Origin of the sequence: Sorangium sp. So ce185, assembly GCF_051526825.1 — a bacterium.
Classification (GTDB): domain Bacteria; phylum Myxococcota_A; class Polyangia; order Polyangiales; family Polyangiaceae; genus Sorangium; species Sorangium cellulosum_D.
In genome coordinates this window covers 8,179,025-8,198,084 of sequence record NZ_CP150316.1, presented here as the reverse complement: position 1 = coordinate 8,198,084, position 19,060 = coordinate 8,179,025, and the positions used below count along the sequence as shown (strand labels likewise).

General features: G+C 68.5%; 10 protein-coding genes. 4 read left to right on the top strand and 6 right to left on the bottom strand.

Going from position 1 to position 19,060, the window contains the following annotated elements; all coding sequences use genetic code 11:
• Nucleotides 1–326 precede the first annotated feature (326 nt).
• Together WMF26_RS30035 and WMF26_RS30030 are read left to right on the top strand one after the other, a co-directional pair.
• Nucleotides 327–1,313 (top strand): hypothetical protein, encoded by a 987-nt coding sequence (locus tag WMF26_RS30035; protein WP_044986605.1) that lies wholly within the window; start codon nt 327–329, stop codon nt 1,311–1,313.
• Nucleotides 1,307–2,872 carry a protein kinase domain-containing protein gene (locus tag WMF26_RS30030; protein ID WP_437995499.1) on the top strand — a complete coding sequence of 522 codons (1,566 nt, stop codon included), beginning with the start codon at nt 1,307–1,309 and terminating at the stop codon, nt 2,870–2,872. Before WMF26_RS30035 ends, WMF26_RS30030 begins: the two co-directional genes overlap by 7 nt.
• A gap of 832 nt (nt 2,873–3,704) precedes the next feature.
• Here WMF26_RS30030 and WMF26_RS30025 read toward each other — a convergent pair.
• The 4 genes from WMF26_RS30025 to WMF26_RS30010 all read right to left on the bottom strand — a co-directional run bounded on the left by WMF26_RS30025 (nt 3,705) and on the right by WMF26_RS30010 (nt 10,130).
• Entirely contained in the window at nt 3,705–3,833 is a 129-nt protein-coding gene (locus WMF26_RS30025) for a hypothetical protein (protein WP_437995498.1), read from the bottom strand.
• 1,190 nt (nt 3,834–5,023) lie between these two features.
• Entirely contained in the window at nt 5,024–5,803 is a 780-nt protein-coding gene (locus WMF26_RS30020; protein ID WP_437995497.1) for a hypothetical protein, read from the bottom strand.
• Nucleotides 5,803–6,492 (bottom strand): hypothetical protein, encoded by a 690-nt coding sequence (locus tag WMF26_RS30015; RefSeq protein ID WP_437995496.1) that lies wholly within the window; start codon nt 6,490–6,492, stop codon nt 5,803–5,805. Before WMF26_RS30015 ends, WMF26_RS30020 begins: the two co-directional genes overlap by 1 nt.
• Before the next feature lie 887 nt (nt 6,493–7,379).
• Entirely contained in the window at nt 7,380–10,130 is a 2,751-nt protein-coding gene (locus tag WMF26_RS30010) for a protein kinase domain-containing protein (RefSeq protein WP_437995495.1), read from the bottom strand.
• Nucleotides 10,131–10,552: 422 nt separating this feature from the next.
• Here WMF26_RS30010 and WMF26_RS30005 point away from each other — a divergent pair, with 422 nt between their 5' ends.
• Nucleotides 10,553–10,855: a hypothetical protein gene (locus tag WMF26_RS30005; RefSeq protein ID WP_437995494.1), complete on the top strand. Its 303-nt coding sequence runs from the start codon at nt 10,553–10,555 to the stop codon at nt 10,853–10,855.
• A gap of 382 nt (nt 10,856–11,237) precedes the next feature.
• Nucleotides 11,238–12,437 (top strand): ABC transporter substrate-binding protein, encoded by a 1,200-nt coding sequence (locus WMF26_RS30000; RefSeq protein WP_437995493.1) that lies wholly within the window; start codon nt 11,238–11,240, stop codon nt 12,435–12,437.
• Nucleotides 12,438–12,503: 66 nt separating this feature from the next.
• On the opposite strand, the gene WMF26_RS29995 is transcribed toward WMF26_RS30000, so the two are convergent.
• Both WMF26_RS29995 and WMF26_RS29990 read right to left on the bottom strand, forming a co-directional pair.
• On the bottom strand, nt 12,504–13,295 hold the full coding sequence (locus WMF26_RS29995; protein WP_437995492.1) for a hypothetical protein: 792 nt from the start codon (nt 13,293–13,295) through the stop codon (nt 12,504–12,506).
• Nucleotides 13,296–13,549: 254 nt separating this feature from the next.
• The gene (locus WMF26_RS29990; RefSeq protein ID WP_437995491.1) at nt 13,550–19,060 is read right to left on the bottom strand and encodes a DUF4215 domain-containing protein; all 5,511 of its coding nucleotides are present in this window, start codon (nt 19,058–19,060) and stop codon (nt 13,550–13,552) included.

Here is a 19,060-nt window from a genome sequence, read left to right as displayed (position 1 = left end):
TCCTCCTCGGCGCCCCCGTGGGCGGCAACCAGCCGCCGTCGCGTCGACAGCGGCGCGGCGCTGTGGTTCCCCCCTGAACGCACGCCCTGCCCGGGTGCTGGGCCTCTGTCGCGCTCACCACATGCATTTTTTTTGACACCTACCGGGAATTTCACACCCGAACACGCAATGCACCTGCCCCGGATCGCTCGGGGAGACAGCGACGCCTGGAACGCTCCCCGCCGGCAACTGGATGATGTAGATAGCGACGCCGCGCCGGATCGGATCCCATCCAGTCTGGCGAGCCAAACCACGGAAGCGTGCATCAGCTCCCAACGAGGTGAACCGTGCGTCGTGCTGCCCTCCTTAAGCGCCCATCACGCGCCGCGACCTTCGCCGCGATCCTCTTGCTGCCTTCCGTTGGCGCCGCTGAGCCATCAGCGCCGGCCCGACAAGTTCAAGAGCTGATGCAAGAGGCGGAGAAGGCCGCGAAGCGGCTTGAGATCGCTCGCGCTCGCGAGTACTGGGCGCAGATCTACGCGCTCGATCCCACGCCGATGGCCATCTGCCAGCTCGGGCAATACGATCTGCGCCTCGACCGCCTCGAGCAGGCTGCGGAGGAGCTCTCCAAGTGCGTCGAGCAGATGCCCGCGCCGACGAACGACCTCGAGCGCCGCCGCTACGAGGTGCGACACGCCGATCTCGCGGCGGTCCGGCAGCGCGTGGCCGAGCTCCAGGTGAGCGCGCCGCCGGACACGGCGCGGATCCTCGTGGACGGTCGCGAGGTGAGCGGGGGCCGTCGTGTCTTCGTCGCCCCTGGACAGCACGAGGTCACGGCGACGGGAAAGCAGGGGCAGGTGGCCCATGCGCTCGTCAAGGTGGCGGCGGGGGACTCGCGGCACGTCTCCCTCTCCTTCGAGGTTCCGAAGTCCTCCTCTGCGAAATCCCGTGCGCCGGCTCGGGTCGCTCCAGCGTCGGGGCGCTCCCGGCGCAACCCCTGGATCATCGGCACCGGCGCGGCCGGCTCGGTCGCGCTGCTCGGTGCAGGCGTCGGTCTTCGCCTGGCCAGCGACGCCGCCGAGCGTGAAACGGCCGCCAAGGTGTCGCGCTTGTATGACGGCTCGATGCTCCCGAGCAGTGCACGGTTCAGCAAGGTCTACGATGAAGCGAACGCTGCCAACACACGAGCCAACGTGTTCCAAGGCTTGGGCACGGCTGCCCTCATCACAGGCGCAGCGCTCGGCGTTGCGACCGTCGTCTATGTGGTCTTTCCCCGGGGCAAGGCCGAGATCCGGACGCGAGCCGGAGGCGCGGAGGTCAAGCTCGTATGGTAGCCATCGGCCATGTCTGGGAAGGCCACGAGATCCTGAACGAGGAGCGCGGCATGGTCCGTCACTTCCTCGCGCGGCAGATCGGCGACAAGCGGGATTTGGTCTGGTTGCACATCCGAGATGGCGCGCGTCTCGATGAGGCCGTGTTCGCTGAAGACATCGCGCGCCTGCAGCGCCTCTCCGACGAGGTTCCGGAGGTCGTCCGCGTGCTCTACGGGGGGGTTAGCGGCTCCGTAGCGTGGGCGGCGTCCCCCGTGCTCAGCGACGCCATCCCGCTCGTCGAAGCGACGCGCGAGAACGATGTCGGACCAGCGGATCTCAAGGTGCTGATCGAGATCGGCCGCTGTCTCGTACGTGCTCATGAGCTCTCTATCATTCATGGCGCCCTCAGTCCGGATCTGGTCTTCATCGAAGGCAATGACCGCTACGCGATAACGCAATTCGGGTTCGCGCGCCTCTTTCAGCTGGGTGCGGAGGAAGCTCGTAACGATCCCTATGGGCATGCACCGCCGGAGCTCATCTCCGGTGGTCGCCTGGGACCTCGCGCGGACGTCTACGGCTTCGGCACCATCATGTACGAGCTCTTGTGCAAACGCGCGCTCTCGCCGTGGGCCCCTCAGCGGAGCTTCCCCGCCGGAATTCCTGGCGTGCTTCAGGCGATGATTGAAATGGCCCTTGAGGAGGACCCCAAGCGACGGCAGCCGAGCATCGAGAAGATGCTCTCTGTTCTGACTCCCTTCGCTCGCGAGTGGGAGGAGCGTGGCGGAGCGCCGGAGCTTCCCCACGCGCACATCTTCGCGAAACCATGCGGCTCTCGGCGCGCGCCGGACGAGGAAGCGCCGATCTCTATCATCGAGGACGAGGCGGAGCGATCGGCCTCGGGTGAACAGGGAAGACGAGCCAGCGAGCTCCCCGCGCCGCGCGCGCCCGATGCGCCCGATACGGTCAAGAGCGTGATGCCCCCGCGGGATGACATCGCCCATGCACCTCCGCTCGCCACGCCGCGGCCTTGCGGAGCGCCCGACACGCTCAAGAGCGCGATGCCGCCGCGGGACGCGCGGCCCAAGGTCTCCCACGCCCCTCCGGTCGTGTCGCGGTCGCCTTCGCCCGAGCTACCGGACCTCGATCCGATGCTGCCATTACTACCGGCCCCCTCGACCCCCCCGCGTTCTCCGGTATTGCCCTTGCCACCGGCGCTCTCGACCCCTCCGCGTTCGAGCGCCGGCACGCGGCGCAGCTCCCCGGTCCGCCTGCTCGGCGCCGTGCTCGCGCTCGCCTTCTTGCTCGGGAGCTCAGGAGCGGTCCTCCTCTGGTGGGGGCAGCTCCCCCGCAGAGCCGCGCCGCGCCTCGCACGGGCCGTCCATATTGTCCAGCTAACAGCGCTCCGAGCAAGCGCACAACCTCCCCCCTCGCCGTCCGATGCGCCCCAAGCGCCGCCGTCTATCGAGCCTCGCTCCATCACGAACCGCCAGGCCGTTCTCACGCAGCAACCCGTGAGGACGCCGTCAAATGACGACGACATCTGCTACGGGCTGGTTGCTTGCGGGCAGCACAAGTACTGAGTCAAGGGGAGGATTCACCGTGCGATCAGGCTCTTGTCTTGCTCTCAGCTTGGCGGTGCTGCTTGGCTGTGGGGATGAACTGGACATCTACGGCCCACGGATAGACGATGATCCTGTGTGGCTCTGGGTGGGTACCGAAGCGAAGGCGCCTCCCTGTCCCGGCGATCGCCTGGTCGAATGGGAGGGTTGGGCTGATGAGAAGGCTCCAGAGGCGTGCGGCGCTTGTACATGCGGCCTCGCCGCCTGCGTCTTGCCGTCCACGGTAACGGCCCATGTGTCACTCTGCTCCAATCCCGGTGCCGGAACTCCGGTGACGTTCGACGCTGGAGCGAGCCTGATCGGTGTATGCACTCCAGTTGATTCGCCTGTGGCGCGCGATGACTTCGCTTCGGTCACCTACGAACCGCCGGCCCTGGAGCGGGCGTGTGTACCCTCGCAATTAGCGCCACCGCCCATCTCAGGAGACTTTGCTAGGGTCTGTCCCTACGAAGCGGAACAGATTGCTCCGGATGATTTTCTAGTGTGCATCACACCCGAGGCTGACGGACTGTGCCGACCGGGATTCTCTACGAGATTGGAATACACGCCTCGGATCCGCGACAATCGCACGTGTACGCCGTGCGCGTGCAGCCCCCCTTCAGGAGGCAATTGCAGAGTCGACGTGCTCTTATACGGCGATGCCACGTGTGAGAATCAGCTCGACACGGGGTTCGGGATTGCGCTTAACGACGCAGCATGTCACGACACTCCAGCGCCGCTGCCCCTTGCTGCGGTTCGCGCGATCCTCACGCAGAACCAACCGGGCACCTGCACGCCAACAACGAACCTCTCGCTAGTTCAGGGTCTCGTAGAGCGCGGCGAGACGCGCGTGTTCTGCTGCACCAGGAAACCGTTGCAGTGAAGGGTTGGTGATCACGATGCGCTCGGCTGTGTTGTTCACGTTGGCCGCTTTGGCCCCCATCGGCTGCTCGTCGGAATCTTATGACTTGCCGCCCCCAGACGATCGCGACCAAATCTACGTTCGGTTTGCGAACCATGGCGGCGATACTGACTGCCTTTTCGGAGACGAGGTGTTGTGGGAGGGACTGGTCGGGACGGATGCGCCCGACGAATGTGAGCCATGCCAGTGCGACCCAGCCGCCTGCATGCTGCCGTCGAAGGTAACCGCACACGCCTCGGTGTGCCCCGGCGAGGACGACGTAGGGGCCGTGGAGGCCAGCGGATCCTGGGATGGCTCTTGCGCGCCGGCTGCCACGCCCATCCAGAGCGACGCCTTCGCGTCGGTGACCTTTGAGCCGCCGGTGCTGGCCCCTTGCGCCCCCGTGACACCCGCTCCGGAACCGTGGCGCCGCAGCCTGGCCGACGTAAGGGCTTGTAAACCCAAGACTCCAAACTGGGCCCCTGCTGCCGCCCGCCTTTGCTATCCTCCGCAGGACAACGGAGAATGCTGGAAGGGCTACCCGTTCCGGCATGAATTTTCTACCGTCATCGACGCCCGTGCCTGCTCGCCCTGCTCCTGTGGCGCACCGACCGGCGGAAGGTGCACGGTGCAGACCACGCTCTACCAGGACGTTCGCTGCTTTGACGAGCTTGGCAACACGGTCATTTCCAGCAGCGACTCTCCGCTTTGCAGCAGGGCTGACAACGCGCCACTCGCGGCGATGCGGTCCGCGTTCACGGAGAATGAGCCCGGCACATGCATTCCTTCAGTCTCCAAGATCGAAAGCGGTACACTTGAGCCAGGGGACATACACGTGGTGTGCTGCGATCGGTAAACGGGCATGTGTGATGGCTTAATGGAAGGTCGCGACCGGTGCTGGTCTCGGTCCCCAGGCACACCGTGGCGGTGGTCTGGCGAGGGCTCAGCCGCCGGGGCGCGCCGGGCGGAGCAAGGGCGGCCGCGCAGGCGTGATTCGCGCAGCGAGCGCACCCTTGCCCGGCCCGGCGCGCCCCGGCACGCTCGCTGGGTCGAGAGGCCTCCATCCCAGTGTGGGACGACGTCACGTGTACAAATCGAATCGGCACAGGAGCCGATCGAAGCGACCGCACGGCTTGAGGAGACAGCGAAGGCCGCGCTCTCGTTGCTGCTCCGATGTCCGCTGCATCGGTCATCGAGATTGACATCGCGCCCTGCTCCGCGAACGCTCAAGATCAGTATTGCCCATACTCATAAATCTGATCACGCTTTTCTTCTTTCTTGGTCTCTAGATCGACAACAACCCCAAGACGGGGCTCCACGTAGGCCGCCCAGCTTAATCCATGTGCAGAGACACTAGCCCACGTATTCATCACCGTCGCCGACAAGAGTCCGCTTATGTTTCGGTCAAAGAGTACGACGTCCCTGAATCGAAATCCGGTTGTGGCGCCGAACTGGACGTTTAGATTGCGAAGAAAAAGATCTCCGCCAACGAAAGCGTCGACATGCGTGGTCCGGAAAATGGCTCCTTGTCCTCTCAAGACCGTAGTAAACATCGGAATAATAGCCTCACCCAACGCATACAATTGAAGGTTCGTGGCCGCACTTGCCCGGAATGGTCCGGTTTCGAACGTGGCATGGATCCCCAATACCTTGTCTTCTACGGTCGACATCCTTTCCTTGCTCAATCCCACGCCTAGAAGGTAGCCAACGTTGAGTTCCTTCGTTAAGCTCAATGTCTGACCAAAGTTCATCATGGCTACATGGACAGCCCCCGGAGCTGTTCCTCCGCTGTATGAAACTCCTAACCTCAAGAGAAGAGGTAGCTTTGCCTGAAAGATTCCGTTAAGATGGAGCCCGTCCCAATAGAATGATCCTTGAGACTCTTTCTCTTGTGCCGATGCCAAATCACTAACAGTAATGACCCCAAGCCCTAACAAGACGCACAAGGCTAGTTGATCTAACATGATCGCCGGCAACGTACCAAGATCTCCCCGAATGATGCGTGATTTCATCACTGCTCAACTAGGCACCTCTTATTTTTTACTAGGCCATCGACGCTAAGTCCGCTGTATTCGTCATCTCTGAAAGCATACGCGTCTTCTACTAACTCGCTGATATTAGGGTCTCTCATTAGGTTTTTATACGAGGCGTCTTCGTTGGCTGTTATGATCGCGACACAAGTCGAATACTGGCTTTGGGCCAAATCCCGAATTGACAAGATCGTCTCGCAGTCGATCTTGTTGTTCTCCAGTATTGCCTTATACGCATCAAACGATTTCCTGAATTCTCTACAGTCTTTGGCCATCATTTGAAGTTCTTTCTTTTGCGATATAGTGCCACATTCTGTTGAGCCCTCCGGGTGGGATGATGCGGTAGGCTCGTCTTCGTTGATGCGAGGTTGCTCTTCCTTTTTCTGAAGTGGTTGTTCGCGGCGATGGAGAGCATTTTCGCAGCTAATTAGCCTTTTCTGAGTAGTGCTTATAATTGATTGGAGATCGGTGACACTTGTGCTGGCCGTGCCCTGGCAATTTTGAGATTTTTCAGGAGCCTCTGCCGAAGTTCGCCCCAAGGTATATGCTCCTACCAATGCGGCAACGGCGATGAGTCCGAATCCAATCCGCTTCGTCGGCTTCGATAAGAGTTCCATGGTGATTGGATGGGCTGATGGTGATCGCGGCTTGTCTCGCTGTTCTTTTGCCATGAACAGCGACTATTCAGGCCTGTCTCCAGGAGAGACGTGGATTAGTACAGGCACGGATTCTTTGTGACGGGTGTTATCCCGATCATCTGAGGAGTAATGGTTAGATAGCTGCTGCCATCGGTGGGTAGTGCTTCGCGCCATTGGTTGCATGTCTTTGTGGTTAATGCTTTCACGAATTGGTTCTGAAGCGGCGTCGTCCTCCCACAGCCAACTGTCTGAGGGAACACGTCTTCTTGCCCACACAACGCTTGGCACTGAGGAGAGGGGTCCGTGCATGTCGGCGCTTGCTTCTCATCTAGGATGGTGCAACCAGTTTGAGATATTGCCGTAGCGGATAGGATATGAACGAGACAGGGGCGGACTATCTTCGAACGAAGACGTATTGCCATCATGGCCTCTTGCTCCCAGGGACACACGAGCCATTCTTCCGATCACAGGATCGGCGTCAAACGGAATCTAGACGAGAACACCACACTGGGCTGGGATCGTACCGTCCAGAGCGTGCGCCAGCCAAGCTGCACGCCGTCGCTCGCGCGGCCACGCGCCCGCGAGCGCGGCGCCTGGCGGTGGCCTGCGCGATCAGCGACGACGACGCGCTAGCGCTCACGCGGCTGGAGCCGCACGACGTCGCTCGCGCGTCCGTGCCGCCCGCGAGCACCGCACGTGGCGGCGCCATCGGCGGGCAGCTACGAGACCGGCAACGGACGGCCCCGGTGCGGTTCCGCAGGCCCCCGCAGCCCGGATGAGCCCGCAGCTCCCGCCGCTGCTCGCGGGCGTGGCCGCGGTTGCCGCGGCGGGCGTCTCGGGGTCGTCGAGCTGCTGAGCCGCGCCTAATCCGATCGCCTCGCGCAGGCGATGCAGATCGCGCAGGAGCGCCGCCACTTCGATCACCGTGTGCGGTACTCCGGCGAGCGGAGCGGAACAGCACAGGGATCAAGAGCTCGATCGCGTCGCTGACCACCCGCCGTGTTCGATCGACGGGGCCAGCGCGGCAAGGGCGGGCCGCGCCGCGCGGCCTGGACGCCTGCGCTCGCAACAAGCGACGGACGGGTCCGGCACACTCGACTCGGGGGCCCTGCCTTCTGGAGACGCAGCGGCGCGCGGTGGAAGCTCCCGACGTCGGGCTCGGCGCCGCCGTAGCTCCTGCCCCAGGCGCAGCGCGTTCCGAAACCGCGCCCCCGATGATCCGCGACCACCAGAACCGCACGGGCGCCCCCGATGGCCCGCACACAGCGTCCCCGGCCTCCGCCCGCTGACCGCCGTCCGTGCCGGGCGTAGCCGCTAACTGCTCGGAACTGCTCAATATTGTTTTTGCGTGTAGAATTTGTTTCCCTCTTGCAGAACTCCTCGCCGAACACGCTCGCCGCGCGTAGGAGCCGCCGCGCCTCATCGTCGAGCGCGCTCAGCCGCGATTCGACCATCGTCACGACCGTCGCCGGCAATTCGTGGCCCCGGCCCTCCGCCGTCCACCGGATCAGCTCCTCCAGATAGAACGCATTGCCCTCCGACAGCGCCACGAGCCGGGCGATCGTCGGCGCGTCGGCGTCGGGCCCCAGCACGTGGCGCGCGAGCCGCTCGGCGGCGCGGCGGCCGAGCTGGTTGAGCCGCAGCTCGTGCATCGACCGCCCCTCCCAGAGCTTCGGAAACAGCTCGCGCACCTCGGGACGGGCCAGCGCCAGCACGAACAGCGGCCGATCGCCGAGGTCGCGGAGCGCCGCGTCGAGGAGCTGCACCGTGAAGCGGTCCCCCCAGTGCAGGTCTTCGAGGACGACGATCACAGGCCCCGCCGCGCACGCGGCGTCGAGATAATCAAGGCACGCCGCGCGCACCTGGTCGGCCATGAGCTGCGCGTCGCGACGCGCAGCGCGCAGCGGAAGGCTGTCATCGTCAGGGAACGGCGCGCCGACGATCTCTCCCAGGAACTCTGCGACGCGATCTCGCTGGGCATCTGTGACCCGGACCGTCACACCGGCGCGGACCTTCGCGCGTCGGGTCTCTATCGGCTCGCTCTCCTGGACGCCCCACGCGCTCCGCAGCGCCTGGCCGAGCATGCCGAACGGAGATCCCGCTCGCTGCGCCTCGCCGCGCGCGAGCCAGAACGACGCCGCATCCTCCTGCGCCTTCTGCTCTCGCAGGAGCTCCTGCAAGAGGCGCGACTTGCCGAAGCCCGGCGGCGCCGTCACCAGGGCGGCCTGCGCGCGTCCTTCCTCCGCGGTCTCGGCGAGCAGCGCTCGGAGCAGGCCGAGCTCCTTCTCGCGCCCGACGCAGGGCGTCGCCCTGCCGAGCAGGAGCCGCGTCCCCTCGCCGAGCGCGCGCTCGCCGTGCAGCGTGAAGAGCCCCTCGCCCTCGCGCACCTCGAAGCGCGCGTCGAGCAGCCCCGCGGCAACCTCGTCGAGCACCACCGCGTCGGGGGCGGCGGCGGCGAGCTGCGCAGCCCGGTCGATGGCCGCGCTTATGGATCGCCCCGTCTGCTCGCTCCGTCCCGTCGCCAGCGCGATGGAACGCCCGCGCGCGTGCGGGCGCAGATCGAGCGCGCAGCGCGCCGCCTGGGCGCACAGGTCGGTGGCCACGCCCGCGCCCGCCATCACGACGACCAGCGAGCCGTCGATCAGCCGCTCGCCCGATCCGCCGTGGCGCGCGGCCTCGCGCAGGAGCGCCTCGTCGGCGTCGATGTTGACGGTGGGGGCGCATTCCAGCGGCTGCCGCTCCGCGCGTGCTGGAGCGGAGACCAGGATCACCGCAGCAGCCCGCTGCTCGCCCGCGGTCAATTCCCGTGCGTCGGTCGACGGGGCCGGGGCCTCGGTCGGCGGCTCCGCGCTCACCTCGCCGAGCGCCTGCAGCGCCGCCGCCGCAAACCGGCCGTCGGGCGGCCGCGCTTCCCGCTCCTTGGCCAGCATCCGCGCGAGGAGCGCGTCGAGCGGCGCCGGCACCTCGGGCCGCAGCGCCCGTGCGCTGGGCGTCTCCGCGAAGCGCACCTTGGCCAGGATCGCCGCCAGGTGGTCGCCCCGGAACGCCGGTTCGCCGGTGAGGCACTCGAACAGCACGCACCCGAGCGCGAAGACATCGACGCGCGCATCGACGTGCAGCTCGCCGCGGGCCTGCTCGGGCGCCATATAGGCGGGCGTGCCGATGAGCCAGCCGGGACGCGTGATGCCCGTCGAGCGGTCCGCGCGCGCGATACCGAAGTCCAGCACCTTCACATCGTCGAGACGCCCCGCCACGAGGAACAGGTTGCCTGGCTTCAGGTCGCGGTGGACGACGCCGCGACCGTGCGCGAACGCGAGCGTGTCGGCGACGCTGGCCGCGAGCGCGACGCTCTCCTCGACCTCGAGGCGACCGCGGGCGAGGCGCGCGGCGAGGTCCTCGCCCTCGAGCCACTCCATGACCAGGTACGGGGTGCCGTCAGCGCTCGCGCCGTGCGAGACGTACCGGACTACGCGCGGGTGAGCGAGCTGCGCGAGGATGAGCGCCTCGCGGGCAAATCGCGCCGCGTGATCGGGCTCCCTGCCGGGCAGGGTCTTCAGCGCCACCGGCTGACCGGTTTCCTGATCGACGGCCTTCCACACCTCTCCCATTCCGCCGGCGCCCGCCCGGCGTTCGAGGAGGTAGCGTTCGGCCAGCAAGGTCCCCTGTTGCACGGGTTACATTATCTGCCGCGCCATGCCGCGCAGGAAGGTGCCTCGGCCGGAAACGACCGGCGTTTGGGGGCCGATCGAGCGGCACGCGATCGATGCGACGTCCCGCGCCATCGACGAGACCCTCCCGGACCTGAGGACAGGGCTGGACGGCGGCCGCTGCCGGCTGGCCTAGCGAGCCTCATCCGGCCGCCGCTCCCGGGTCGTCCCGGGACGGCGGCACTTACGCCGGCAGCAGCCCGAAGAGCTCCTCTCCACGCGGGAGACGGCGGGTGGACCGCAGCCAACGAGCAGAGAGTTCCAGCATAGTGGCAACGAATCCAATGCGATCGAGGCGCTCGCGTAGGTTGTCCGTCGCGCGCACCTCCCCGGCGCACGCCGGGCGGCGGCCGATCTCAGGGACCTTGGGCTCGCAAGGAGAGCGTATGACGTCGAAGTCGAGAATACCGGTCATCGGCAGCAGGGCCGATGTCCTCCAGAGGGCAGTGGCAGAGCTGAACCAACAAGGGGTTTCTGCCGTAAGTACCGTCGGCGACTCGCCGGACACGGAGCTTCATGCCGGCGACTTCGATCTCATGGTCATCGGGGGTGGGGTGGATGCCGCCACCCGAGAGCGCATGCGGACCCGCTTCGAGAAGCAGAACAGGGATGTGATGGTGCTGGATGTCTACGCCCCGACCGCCGGCCAGCAGATCGCTCGAGCGTTGAGTATGGCGGGATACTGCTGAGTCCGAATGAATTTGCATGAGGGTCGCCTCTTCGCCGCATGTCACGCATGCGGCCATCATGTCGCCCGAAACACAAATGCTCCTTGACCCACCCACAGCCCCTCTCTAGTATCTGAATACCCGGTGCGGCTCTCTCGGTGACGACCACCGTCAGCTGCAGGTTTCCGGCCGCATCTTGGGGCGGTGTACGACGCGCGGCCATGTGCGTCGTCTGCGCGTGATGAGACCTGGCGGCCGCGCATCGATGGTGTGCTGGCGGCGCGTCCGACGATCGCGGACCGTGTGAGCCGGCGCGGCGTCGCTTCGTCCGTCGCAGGCGCAGGAGCGCGATGGCTGGTGGACACGATCGCGGATGGGTCCGCCGATCGAAGGAGGCTGATGCATGAGAGCTCTGTTCCGTCTCGTCATTTTCTCAGCGCTTGGAATCGTCGCGTGCGACGGTAACCCCGCTCCCGGCGTGAGCTCCGACGCGGCCGGCTCCAGCTCGTCAGGGGGCGTCGTGGCTGGCGGCACGGGTGGAGCGCCTTCGGGCGGCGTCGGCGGCTCCGGCGGCGCGGAGGGCAGCTTCGGTGCTGCCAGCGGCAGCGGTGGCGAGGCGAGCGCGGGCACGGGCGGAGGCGCGGGCGCCGGCGGCAATGCTGGTGCGGGCGGCGACGCGGGCGCGGGCGGTCAGGGGGGAGCTGCGTCCTTCCCTTCGCTCAAGATCACGAGCGACACGGCGTCCATCGAGTTCACGCCCGTGCTGGTCGCCTCGCAGGACTTCTATCCGGGCGAGGCGACCGTCGACTCCGGCGGCATCGTGAGCCTGCTCAATGACAATAGCATCGACCTCGGCACCAACGCGGAGACGCAGACGCTGAGGCAATCGGTGGCTCATCCGAACTTGCGTATCATCTTCACGGTGACGGAGACGTTCTATCGAATCGTAGCGAACCGCGCGGCGGGGATCAGCGCGCTCGCGGATCTCCGCGGGAAGCGGATCGGGACCATCCCGAACACGTCTGCGGCCTACTTCGTCAACAAGTACCTGGGCACCGTGGGCCTCACGGGGGACGACTACACGATTGTCCCCGGAGGTATCTGCATCTCCACGCCTTGCGGGGCGAACACGCTGCCCTCCCTGATGGAGCGGGGCGACGTGGACGCCGTCGCGCTCTGGGAGCCCTCCTCCGAGCTCGCGAAGGAGGCGCTCGGCAGCGACGCCATCGTGTTCCAGGATCGCTCCCTCTACCGCGAGATCGTGAACCTCCACAGCACCGCCGAGAAGCTCGCGGATCCCGAGAAGCGGCGCGGTATCGTCGAGCTCGTGCGGGCGCTCGCGAGGGCGCAAGAGCTCTATCGCACGGACCCGGAGGCCGTCTGGCCGAGGATCTCGGAGGCGATCGGCATCGAGCCATCCGTGCTCGAGGCGGTCTGGGAAGACGAGCGGTTCCTGGGCACGCTGGTGCCCGACATCCTCGACGTGCTCGAGGAAGAGGAGCCCTGGGTCGCCGCGCAGACCGGCCGCGCCCCGCGCACCCGCGCCGAGCTCGCCCCGCTGGTCGACGACAGCGTGATGAAGGAAGCGCTCGGGCTGCCGTAGGCGCTCCGTCCGCTGGGAACGAGACCGCCGCCCGGGTCGAAGGGGTGTCGGGGTTGGAACAGGGGGTCAGGCGGCCGTCGACGAGGTCGACGAGAGCCCCGCAGGCTGCGCGCGCCGCGCGAGCCCGCGCAGCGAGAGCGCCGCGAGCAGCGCAACGAGCCACGCGAGGCCGTAGGCGGCCGCCGGAGGCATCGCGCCGAGCGCCGCGAGCAGCGCGACGAAGAACGCCGCGAACCCGAACAGGCCGCGCGCGAAGCCCGCGAGCAAGGCCACCGCGGCAGCCGCGCCGTGCCTGGGCAGGGTGAAGCACGGGAGGATGTTGCCCGTGATCGGGACGGCGAGCAGCAGGCCGCTGAACCCCGCGGGCGCGACGCCGGCGCCGCGCACGATGCACCAGGCCATGGCCATCGCGGCCACCACGCGACAGGCGAGCTCGGCGCGCGGAACGGCCGTCGAGGCAGGCGCCTCGCCGAGGCGCGGCAAGGCCAGCGCGCCCAGGGCAGGCGACAGCAGCGCCGCGGCGCAGGCCCACGGCGGGGGCAACCGCAGCGCGAGCAGCGCTGCCCCCAGCGACAGGAACGCCACGTTCGCCGCCAGCAGCGCCGCGCCCCAGCGGAGGCGCGTCGCGCACCAGGCAAAGACGACCCCATGAACGATCGTGGCCGGCAAGCACACCAGCGTCGCGAGCGCGATTGCGCTCGCCTGAGCGGGCGTCTCCTGCAGCAGCACGAAGCCCATGATCGGGCCCACGATCATCGGCAGCCCAGCGATCGTGCCGCCGACCGCGTGGCCGAAGCGCCGCGCCGCCAGCGAGGACAGCAGCACCGATGCGCCCACCAGCGCGAGCTTCAGCAGCACGCCGGCCCAGGCCCCCGTCGATGGCGCTGCAGGACGCGCATGAGTCGCCGGGCCCCTGTAGGGCCACGTTCCAGGGGAGACAATGCCAGGAACTCGCTGAGGGGCGCGGCGCAGGCTGCTGGCGCTGCTCCGCGTCGAGCTCGAAGGGCAGGTTCAGGGAGGGGATGGGGCAGCGCGGCGGCCCCCGGGACGGGGCCGCTCGGGCTCGCGGGGACAGGCCTCTGCCTGCGCCCCGCGCGCCCGGTCGCGACGGGCTAGTTCGGAATGCCGTCGTTCTGGCAGGTCAGGCTGCAGCCGTCGCCGCTCACCTTGTTGCCGTCGTCGCACTCCTCGTGGGCGGCCTGGCGGATGCCGTCGCCGCAGTACGGACCGTAGACGCAGCCCGGCGCGCACTTGCCGTAGCCGCCGGTGTTGTTGCCGTCGCCGTCGTCGCACTTCTCGTCGCCGTTGCGGATGCCGTCGCCGCAGCGCGGGCCGAACACGCAGCCCGGGCCGCACTCGCCGTAACCGCCGTCGTTCTTGCCGTCGTCGCACTTCTCGCCGGCCTGAACGACCCCGTCGCCGCACTGGGCACCGAGGCGGCAGTTCTTGCTACAGCCCGTGGCCTCGTTCGGCGGATCGCACTGCTCGCCCCACTCCTCGTCGACCTCGTTGTCGCCGCACTTGGCCGCCGGCGTGCAGTCGGGGAGGCAGCTGCCGTAGACGCCGTCGTTCACGCCGTCATCGCAGGTCTCCGTCCCGTTGACGAGGCCATCGCCGCAGTACGGCCCGTACTGGCAGAGCGCGGTGCACCCGCCGTACTCGCCGCCGTTCCCGGCGGCGCCGAGGTCGCAGTCCTCGTCCGCGGGCTGGACGATGCCGTCGCCGCAGCGCGGCCCGTAGACGCACGAAGGCGCGCACTCGCCGTACCCACCGTCGTTGATGCCGTCGTCGCACTCCTCGCCGAACTCCGGCTGCAGCTCGCCGTCGCCGCAGTGCGCGCCGAGCCGGCAGCTCTCGCAGTTCGTGTTGGCCGCGCTGTCGCACTCCTCGCCCCACTCCGCGTCGACGTGCTCGTCGCCGCACTTCGGCGCCGGCGTGCAGCCCGGGGCGCAGGTGCCGTAGGTGCCGTCGTTCACGCCGTCGTCGCACGCCTCGGCGCCGTTCACCACGCCGTCGCCGCAGTACGGCGCGTAGTCGCAAGACGCGGTGCACCCGCCGTAAGCGCCGTTGTTCAGCCCGGCGCCGAGGTCGCAGTCCTCCTCCGCGGGCTGGACGATGCCGTCGCCGCAGCGCGGCCCGAACAGGCACGCGGGGCCGCACTGCTCGTACCCGCCGTCGTTCACGCCGTCGTCGCACTGCTCGCCGAGCTCCGGCTGCACGATCCCGTTGCCGCACTGCGCGGCGAGCCGGCAGTTCACGCAGCTCGGGTCGCTGCTGTCGCACTCCTCGCCCCAGTCCCGGTCGACGTTGCCGTCGCCGCACTTCGGCGCCGGCGCGCAGCCCTGGCCGCAGGTGCCGTAGGCGCCGTCGTTCACGCCGTCGTCGCACGCCTCGGCGCCGTTCTTCACGCCGTCGCCGCAGTACGGGCCGTAGGCGCAGGAGGCGGTGCACCCGCCATAAGCGCCGGTGTTCATCCCGTCGCCGAGATCGCAGCTCTCGTCCGCGGGCTGGACGATGCCGTCGCCGCAGCGCGGGCCGTCGACGCACGAGGGCGCGCACTGGCCGTACCCGCCGTCGTTGATGCCGTCGTCGCACTGCTCGCCGAGCTCCGCCTGCAGCACGCCGTCGCCGCAGTGCTCGCCGAGCTGGCAGCGCACGCAGCTCGGGTCGCTGCTGTCGCACTCCTCGCCCCACTCCGCGTCGACGTGGCCGTCGCCGCACTTCGGCGCGGGCGTGCAGTCCGGGTTGCAGGTGTCGTAGAAGCCGTCGTTGACGCCGTCGTCGCACCCCTCGCCGCCGTTGACCACGCCGTCGCCGCAGGACGGCCCGATCTCGCACTCCGTCGTGCAGCCGCCGTAGCCGCTCGCGGTGTTGCCGGAGCCGAGATCGCACGCCTCGTACGGCGTGTTGACCTGACCGTCGCCGCAGCGGGGCGGGGCCACGCACCCCGGCGCGCAGGCGTTCGAGGCGTTGGCGTAGGTGCTGTTGTTGACGCCGTTGTCGCAGGCCTCGGGGCCGTTCTTCACGCCGTCGCCGCAGTAGGCGCCGAGCTGGCAGTCGTTGCACTCGCCGTAGTCGGTCCCGTTCGCGGGGCCGTCGTCGCACTCCTCGCCCGGCGTCACGACCGCCGGCTCGACCCCGCACTGCGGCGTGCACACCGACGTTCCGGCGCTGAAGCCCGAAAGCGTGAGCTGGTAGTTCGATCCGACGACGTGGCGCTCGGCCTGGAACACCGCGATCTCGTAGACCTTGCCCGCCTCGAGGTTGAGGTTGACGGCGTAGGGGGCGCGGTTCGGGCAGTTGTTACCGGTGCAGGGGGTCACGAGGGCGGAGCCGTCGTCCCGGATGGTCACGCTCTCCTGGATGCGCTCGTGGATGCCGCCGATGTCGACGGTCAGCGTGTTCTTGATGAACACCCAGACGTCGTCGTCACCGTAGAAGGTGAGCACCGGGTCGGCCGCGGCGGTGTTCGGGTTGAACTGGAACCAGTACCGGACCTCGCTCGTGAAGTAGAAGTTGTGCCCGCCGTCGCGCGCGTTCTCGTCCCCGGTGAAGAGGAGGCTGTTGAGCGTGGGATCGGCGCCGGGGGGGTCGAGGTCCACCGGCCAGAACGGGCTCCGCTCGTACACGAACCTGCCGGGGGTCGCCTCGAGCAGCTCGATCGTGGTGAGGAGCGTCCGGTTGAACTGCGGGTTGTCCCGGTACCACCACTGGAAGTTGGTTTGCCCCGAGGTGTAGCCGGTGGCGCGGGTCGGATCGAAGTAACCGAGGCCGTGCGCGTTCACGGGCTTGCCGTCGGCGTCGAGCGTCGTCTGGACGGTGCCGTCGAGCTGCGCGCCGTCCGAGGGGGTGATCTCGAAGTCGAAGTGCCCGATGGGGTTGGCGTTCAGGCGGGCGTCGCACTGAGCGTTGCTCGTGCTGCGGTTGTAGGTGTCCGGGCACCAGCCGATGAAGTCGCGGATGACCATCGGCAGCCGCATCTCGGTGGGCGCCACGGTGCAGACGTAGCCCGGCTCGATCCGGCACGTGGCGGAGCAGCCGTCGCCGCTCTCGGTGTTGCCGTCGTCGCACTGCTCGGTGGCGTCGCCGGGCAGGAGGATGCCGTCGCCGCAGATCGAGAGGCACGCGCCGGCCCTGCAGTCGGGCTCGCGCTTGCAGTCCGGCGTGCAGCCGTCGCGCCAGTTGCCGTTGTTGTCGTCGCAGACCTCGGTGCCCTCGACGATGCCGTTGCCGCAGTCGGAGTAGCCGCTGCAGTCCTGGGGCTCGAGATCGTCGCACATCCGGCCGGGCTCGATCCGGCAGGTCTCGTCGCAGCCGTCGCCGCTGTCGCCATTGCCGTCGTCGCACTGCTCGGCGCCGACCTTGATCCCGTCGCCGCAGAGGGTCTTGCACCGGAACCCGACGCGCGAGCAGTCCCACCCGTCCTCGATGGTCTCGCAGTCGGCGCTGCAGCCGTCGCCGTCGGCCGGCTCCTCGCCGTCGTCGCACTGCTCATCGCCGCCGATCACGCCGTCGCCGCACACGGGCGGCGGGGGCGGGGTGCAGGGGCCGCCGGCCGGCGGGCACGTCCAGCCCACCTCGATCTTGCACTGCGGGGTGCAGCCGTCGCCGCCGACGGGGCTCACCCCGCCGCCGTCGTCGCACTGCTCGCCGAGCTGCACCACGCCGTCGCCGCAGAAGGTCCTCTCGGTGCAGGGCTGGCCCGGCCGGCAGTTCCAGCCCTCCTCGAGCCGGCAATCGGCCGTGCAGCCGTCGCCGGACACCGGCGGATCCTCGCCGTCGTCGCACTGCTCGCCGCCGTTCACGCGGCCGTCGCCGCACCGGTAGACGAGGATGCACGGCTCGCCCGGCTCGGGGCACACGTACGCCGGGTCCACCGCCTTGCAGTCCGCGCTGCAGCCGTCGCCGCTCGCCGTGTTGCCGTCGTCGCAGATCTCGCCCGGGTCCACCACGCCGTCGCCGCAGCGGATCAGGAGCTCGCAGGGCTGCCCCGGCGTCGGGCAGGTGTAGAACGCCTCCTGCCGGCACAGGCTCGAGCAGCCGTCGCCGCTCGCGGTGTTGCCGTCGTCGCACACCTCGCCGGTCTCCTTGAGGCCGTTGCCGCAGACGGGCAGGCGCGTGCACGGCTGGCCGGGCCGGCTGCACTGATACCCCTCCTCGCGCATGCACGTGGCGCTGCAGCCGTCGCCGGACGCGGGCGGGCTGTCGCCGTCCTCGCACTCCTCCGAGCCGTTCACGCGGCCGTCGCCGCACCAGTACTGGAGGGTGCAGGGCACGCCCGGCGTGGGGCACGTGTAGATCGGCTCCACCGTCTTGCAGTCGGCGCTGCAGCCGTCGCCGCTCGTGTTGTTGCCGTCGTCGCAGACCTCGCCCGGGTTGAGCGCGCCGTCGCCGCACCAGATCAGCAGCTCGCACGGCTGCCCCGGGTTCGGACAGGCGTAGAACGCCTCCTGCCGGCACAGGCTCGAGCAGCCGTCGCCGCCCGCGGTGTTGCCGTCGTCGCACTGCTCGCCGCTCTCGAGGAGCCCGTTGCCGCAGACCGGCAGGAGCTCGCAGGGCTGCCCGGGCCGCCGGCACACGTAGCCCGGCTCGCGCATGCACGTGGCGCTGCAGCCGTCGCCGGACACGGGCGGGTCGTCGCCGTCCTCGCACTGCTCGCCGTTGTTCACGCGGCCGTCGCCGCAGCGATAGAGGAGGGTGCAGGGCACGCCCGGCGTGGGACACACGTAAAGCGGGTCGAGCACCTTGCAGTCGGCGCTGCAGCCGTCGCCGTCCGCGGTGTTGCCGTCGTCGCAGAGCTCGCCGGGGTCCACCCTGCCGTCGCCGCACCGGATGAGCAGCTCGCACGGCTCGCCCGGCGTGGGACAGTTGTAGAAGGACTCTTGCCGGCACAGGCTCGAGCAGCCGTCGCCGCCCACCGCGTTGCCGTCGTCGCAGATCTCGCCGGCCTCCTTGACCCCGTTGCCGCAGACCGGGACGAGCTCGCAGGGCTGCCCGGGCCGAGGGCACACGAAGCCCGGCTCGCGCTTGCAGTCGGCGCTGCAGCCGTCGCCGGACACCTCGTTGCGGTCGTCGCACGTCTCCGAGCCGTTCACCCGGCCGTCGCCGCAGTCGTAGAGCAGCTTGCAGGGCTCGCCCGGCGACGGACAGACGTACGAGGGGTCGACGAAGTAGCAGTCGGCGCTACAGCCGTCGCCGTCCGCGGTGTTGCCGTCGTCGCAGAACTCGCCCGGGTCGACCACGCCGTCGCCGCACGCGATGGTCAGCACGCACGGCTGGCCGGGCGCGGGACACTCGCAGTAGGGCTCGATCTCGCACAGCCCGGAACAGCAGTCGCCGGGCAGGCTGTTGCCGTCGTCGCACGCCTCGCTGGCCTGGTTGATCATGCCGTCGCCGCAGGCGGGCTCCTGAGGCAGCTCGCACTCGGGGGGCGGGTCGTCGCCGGCGCAGGGATCCGGCCGCTCTCCGCCGCTGCCTCCCTGGCCGACGCCCACGCCGAAGTCGCTGCCGCCGCCGCCGCTCTCGCCGGAACCACTCGAGTTCGTGCCGGTCCCTGCGCCGCCTGCGCCGGGATCGCCCGTGGAGGGCGCTCCCCCGCCGCAGGCGGCAGCGACTTGCAGCAA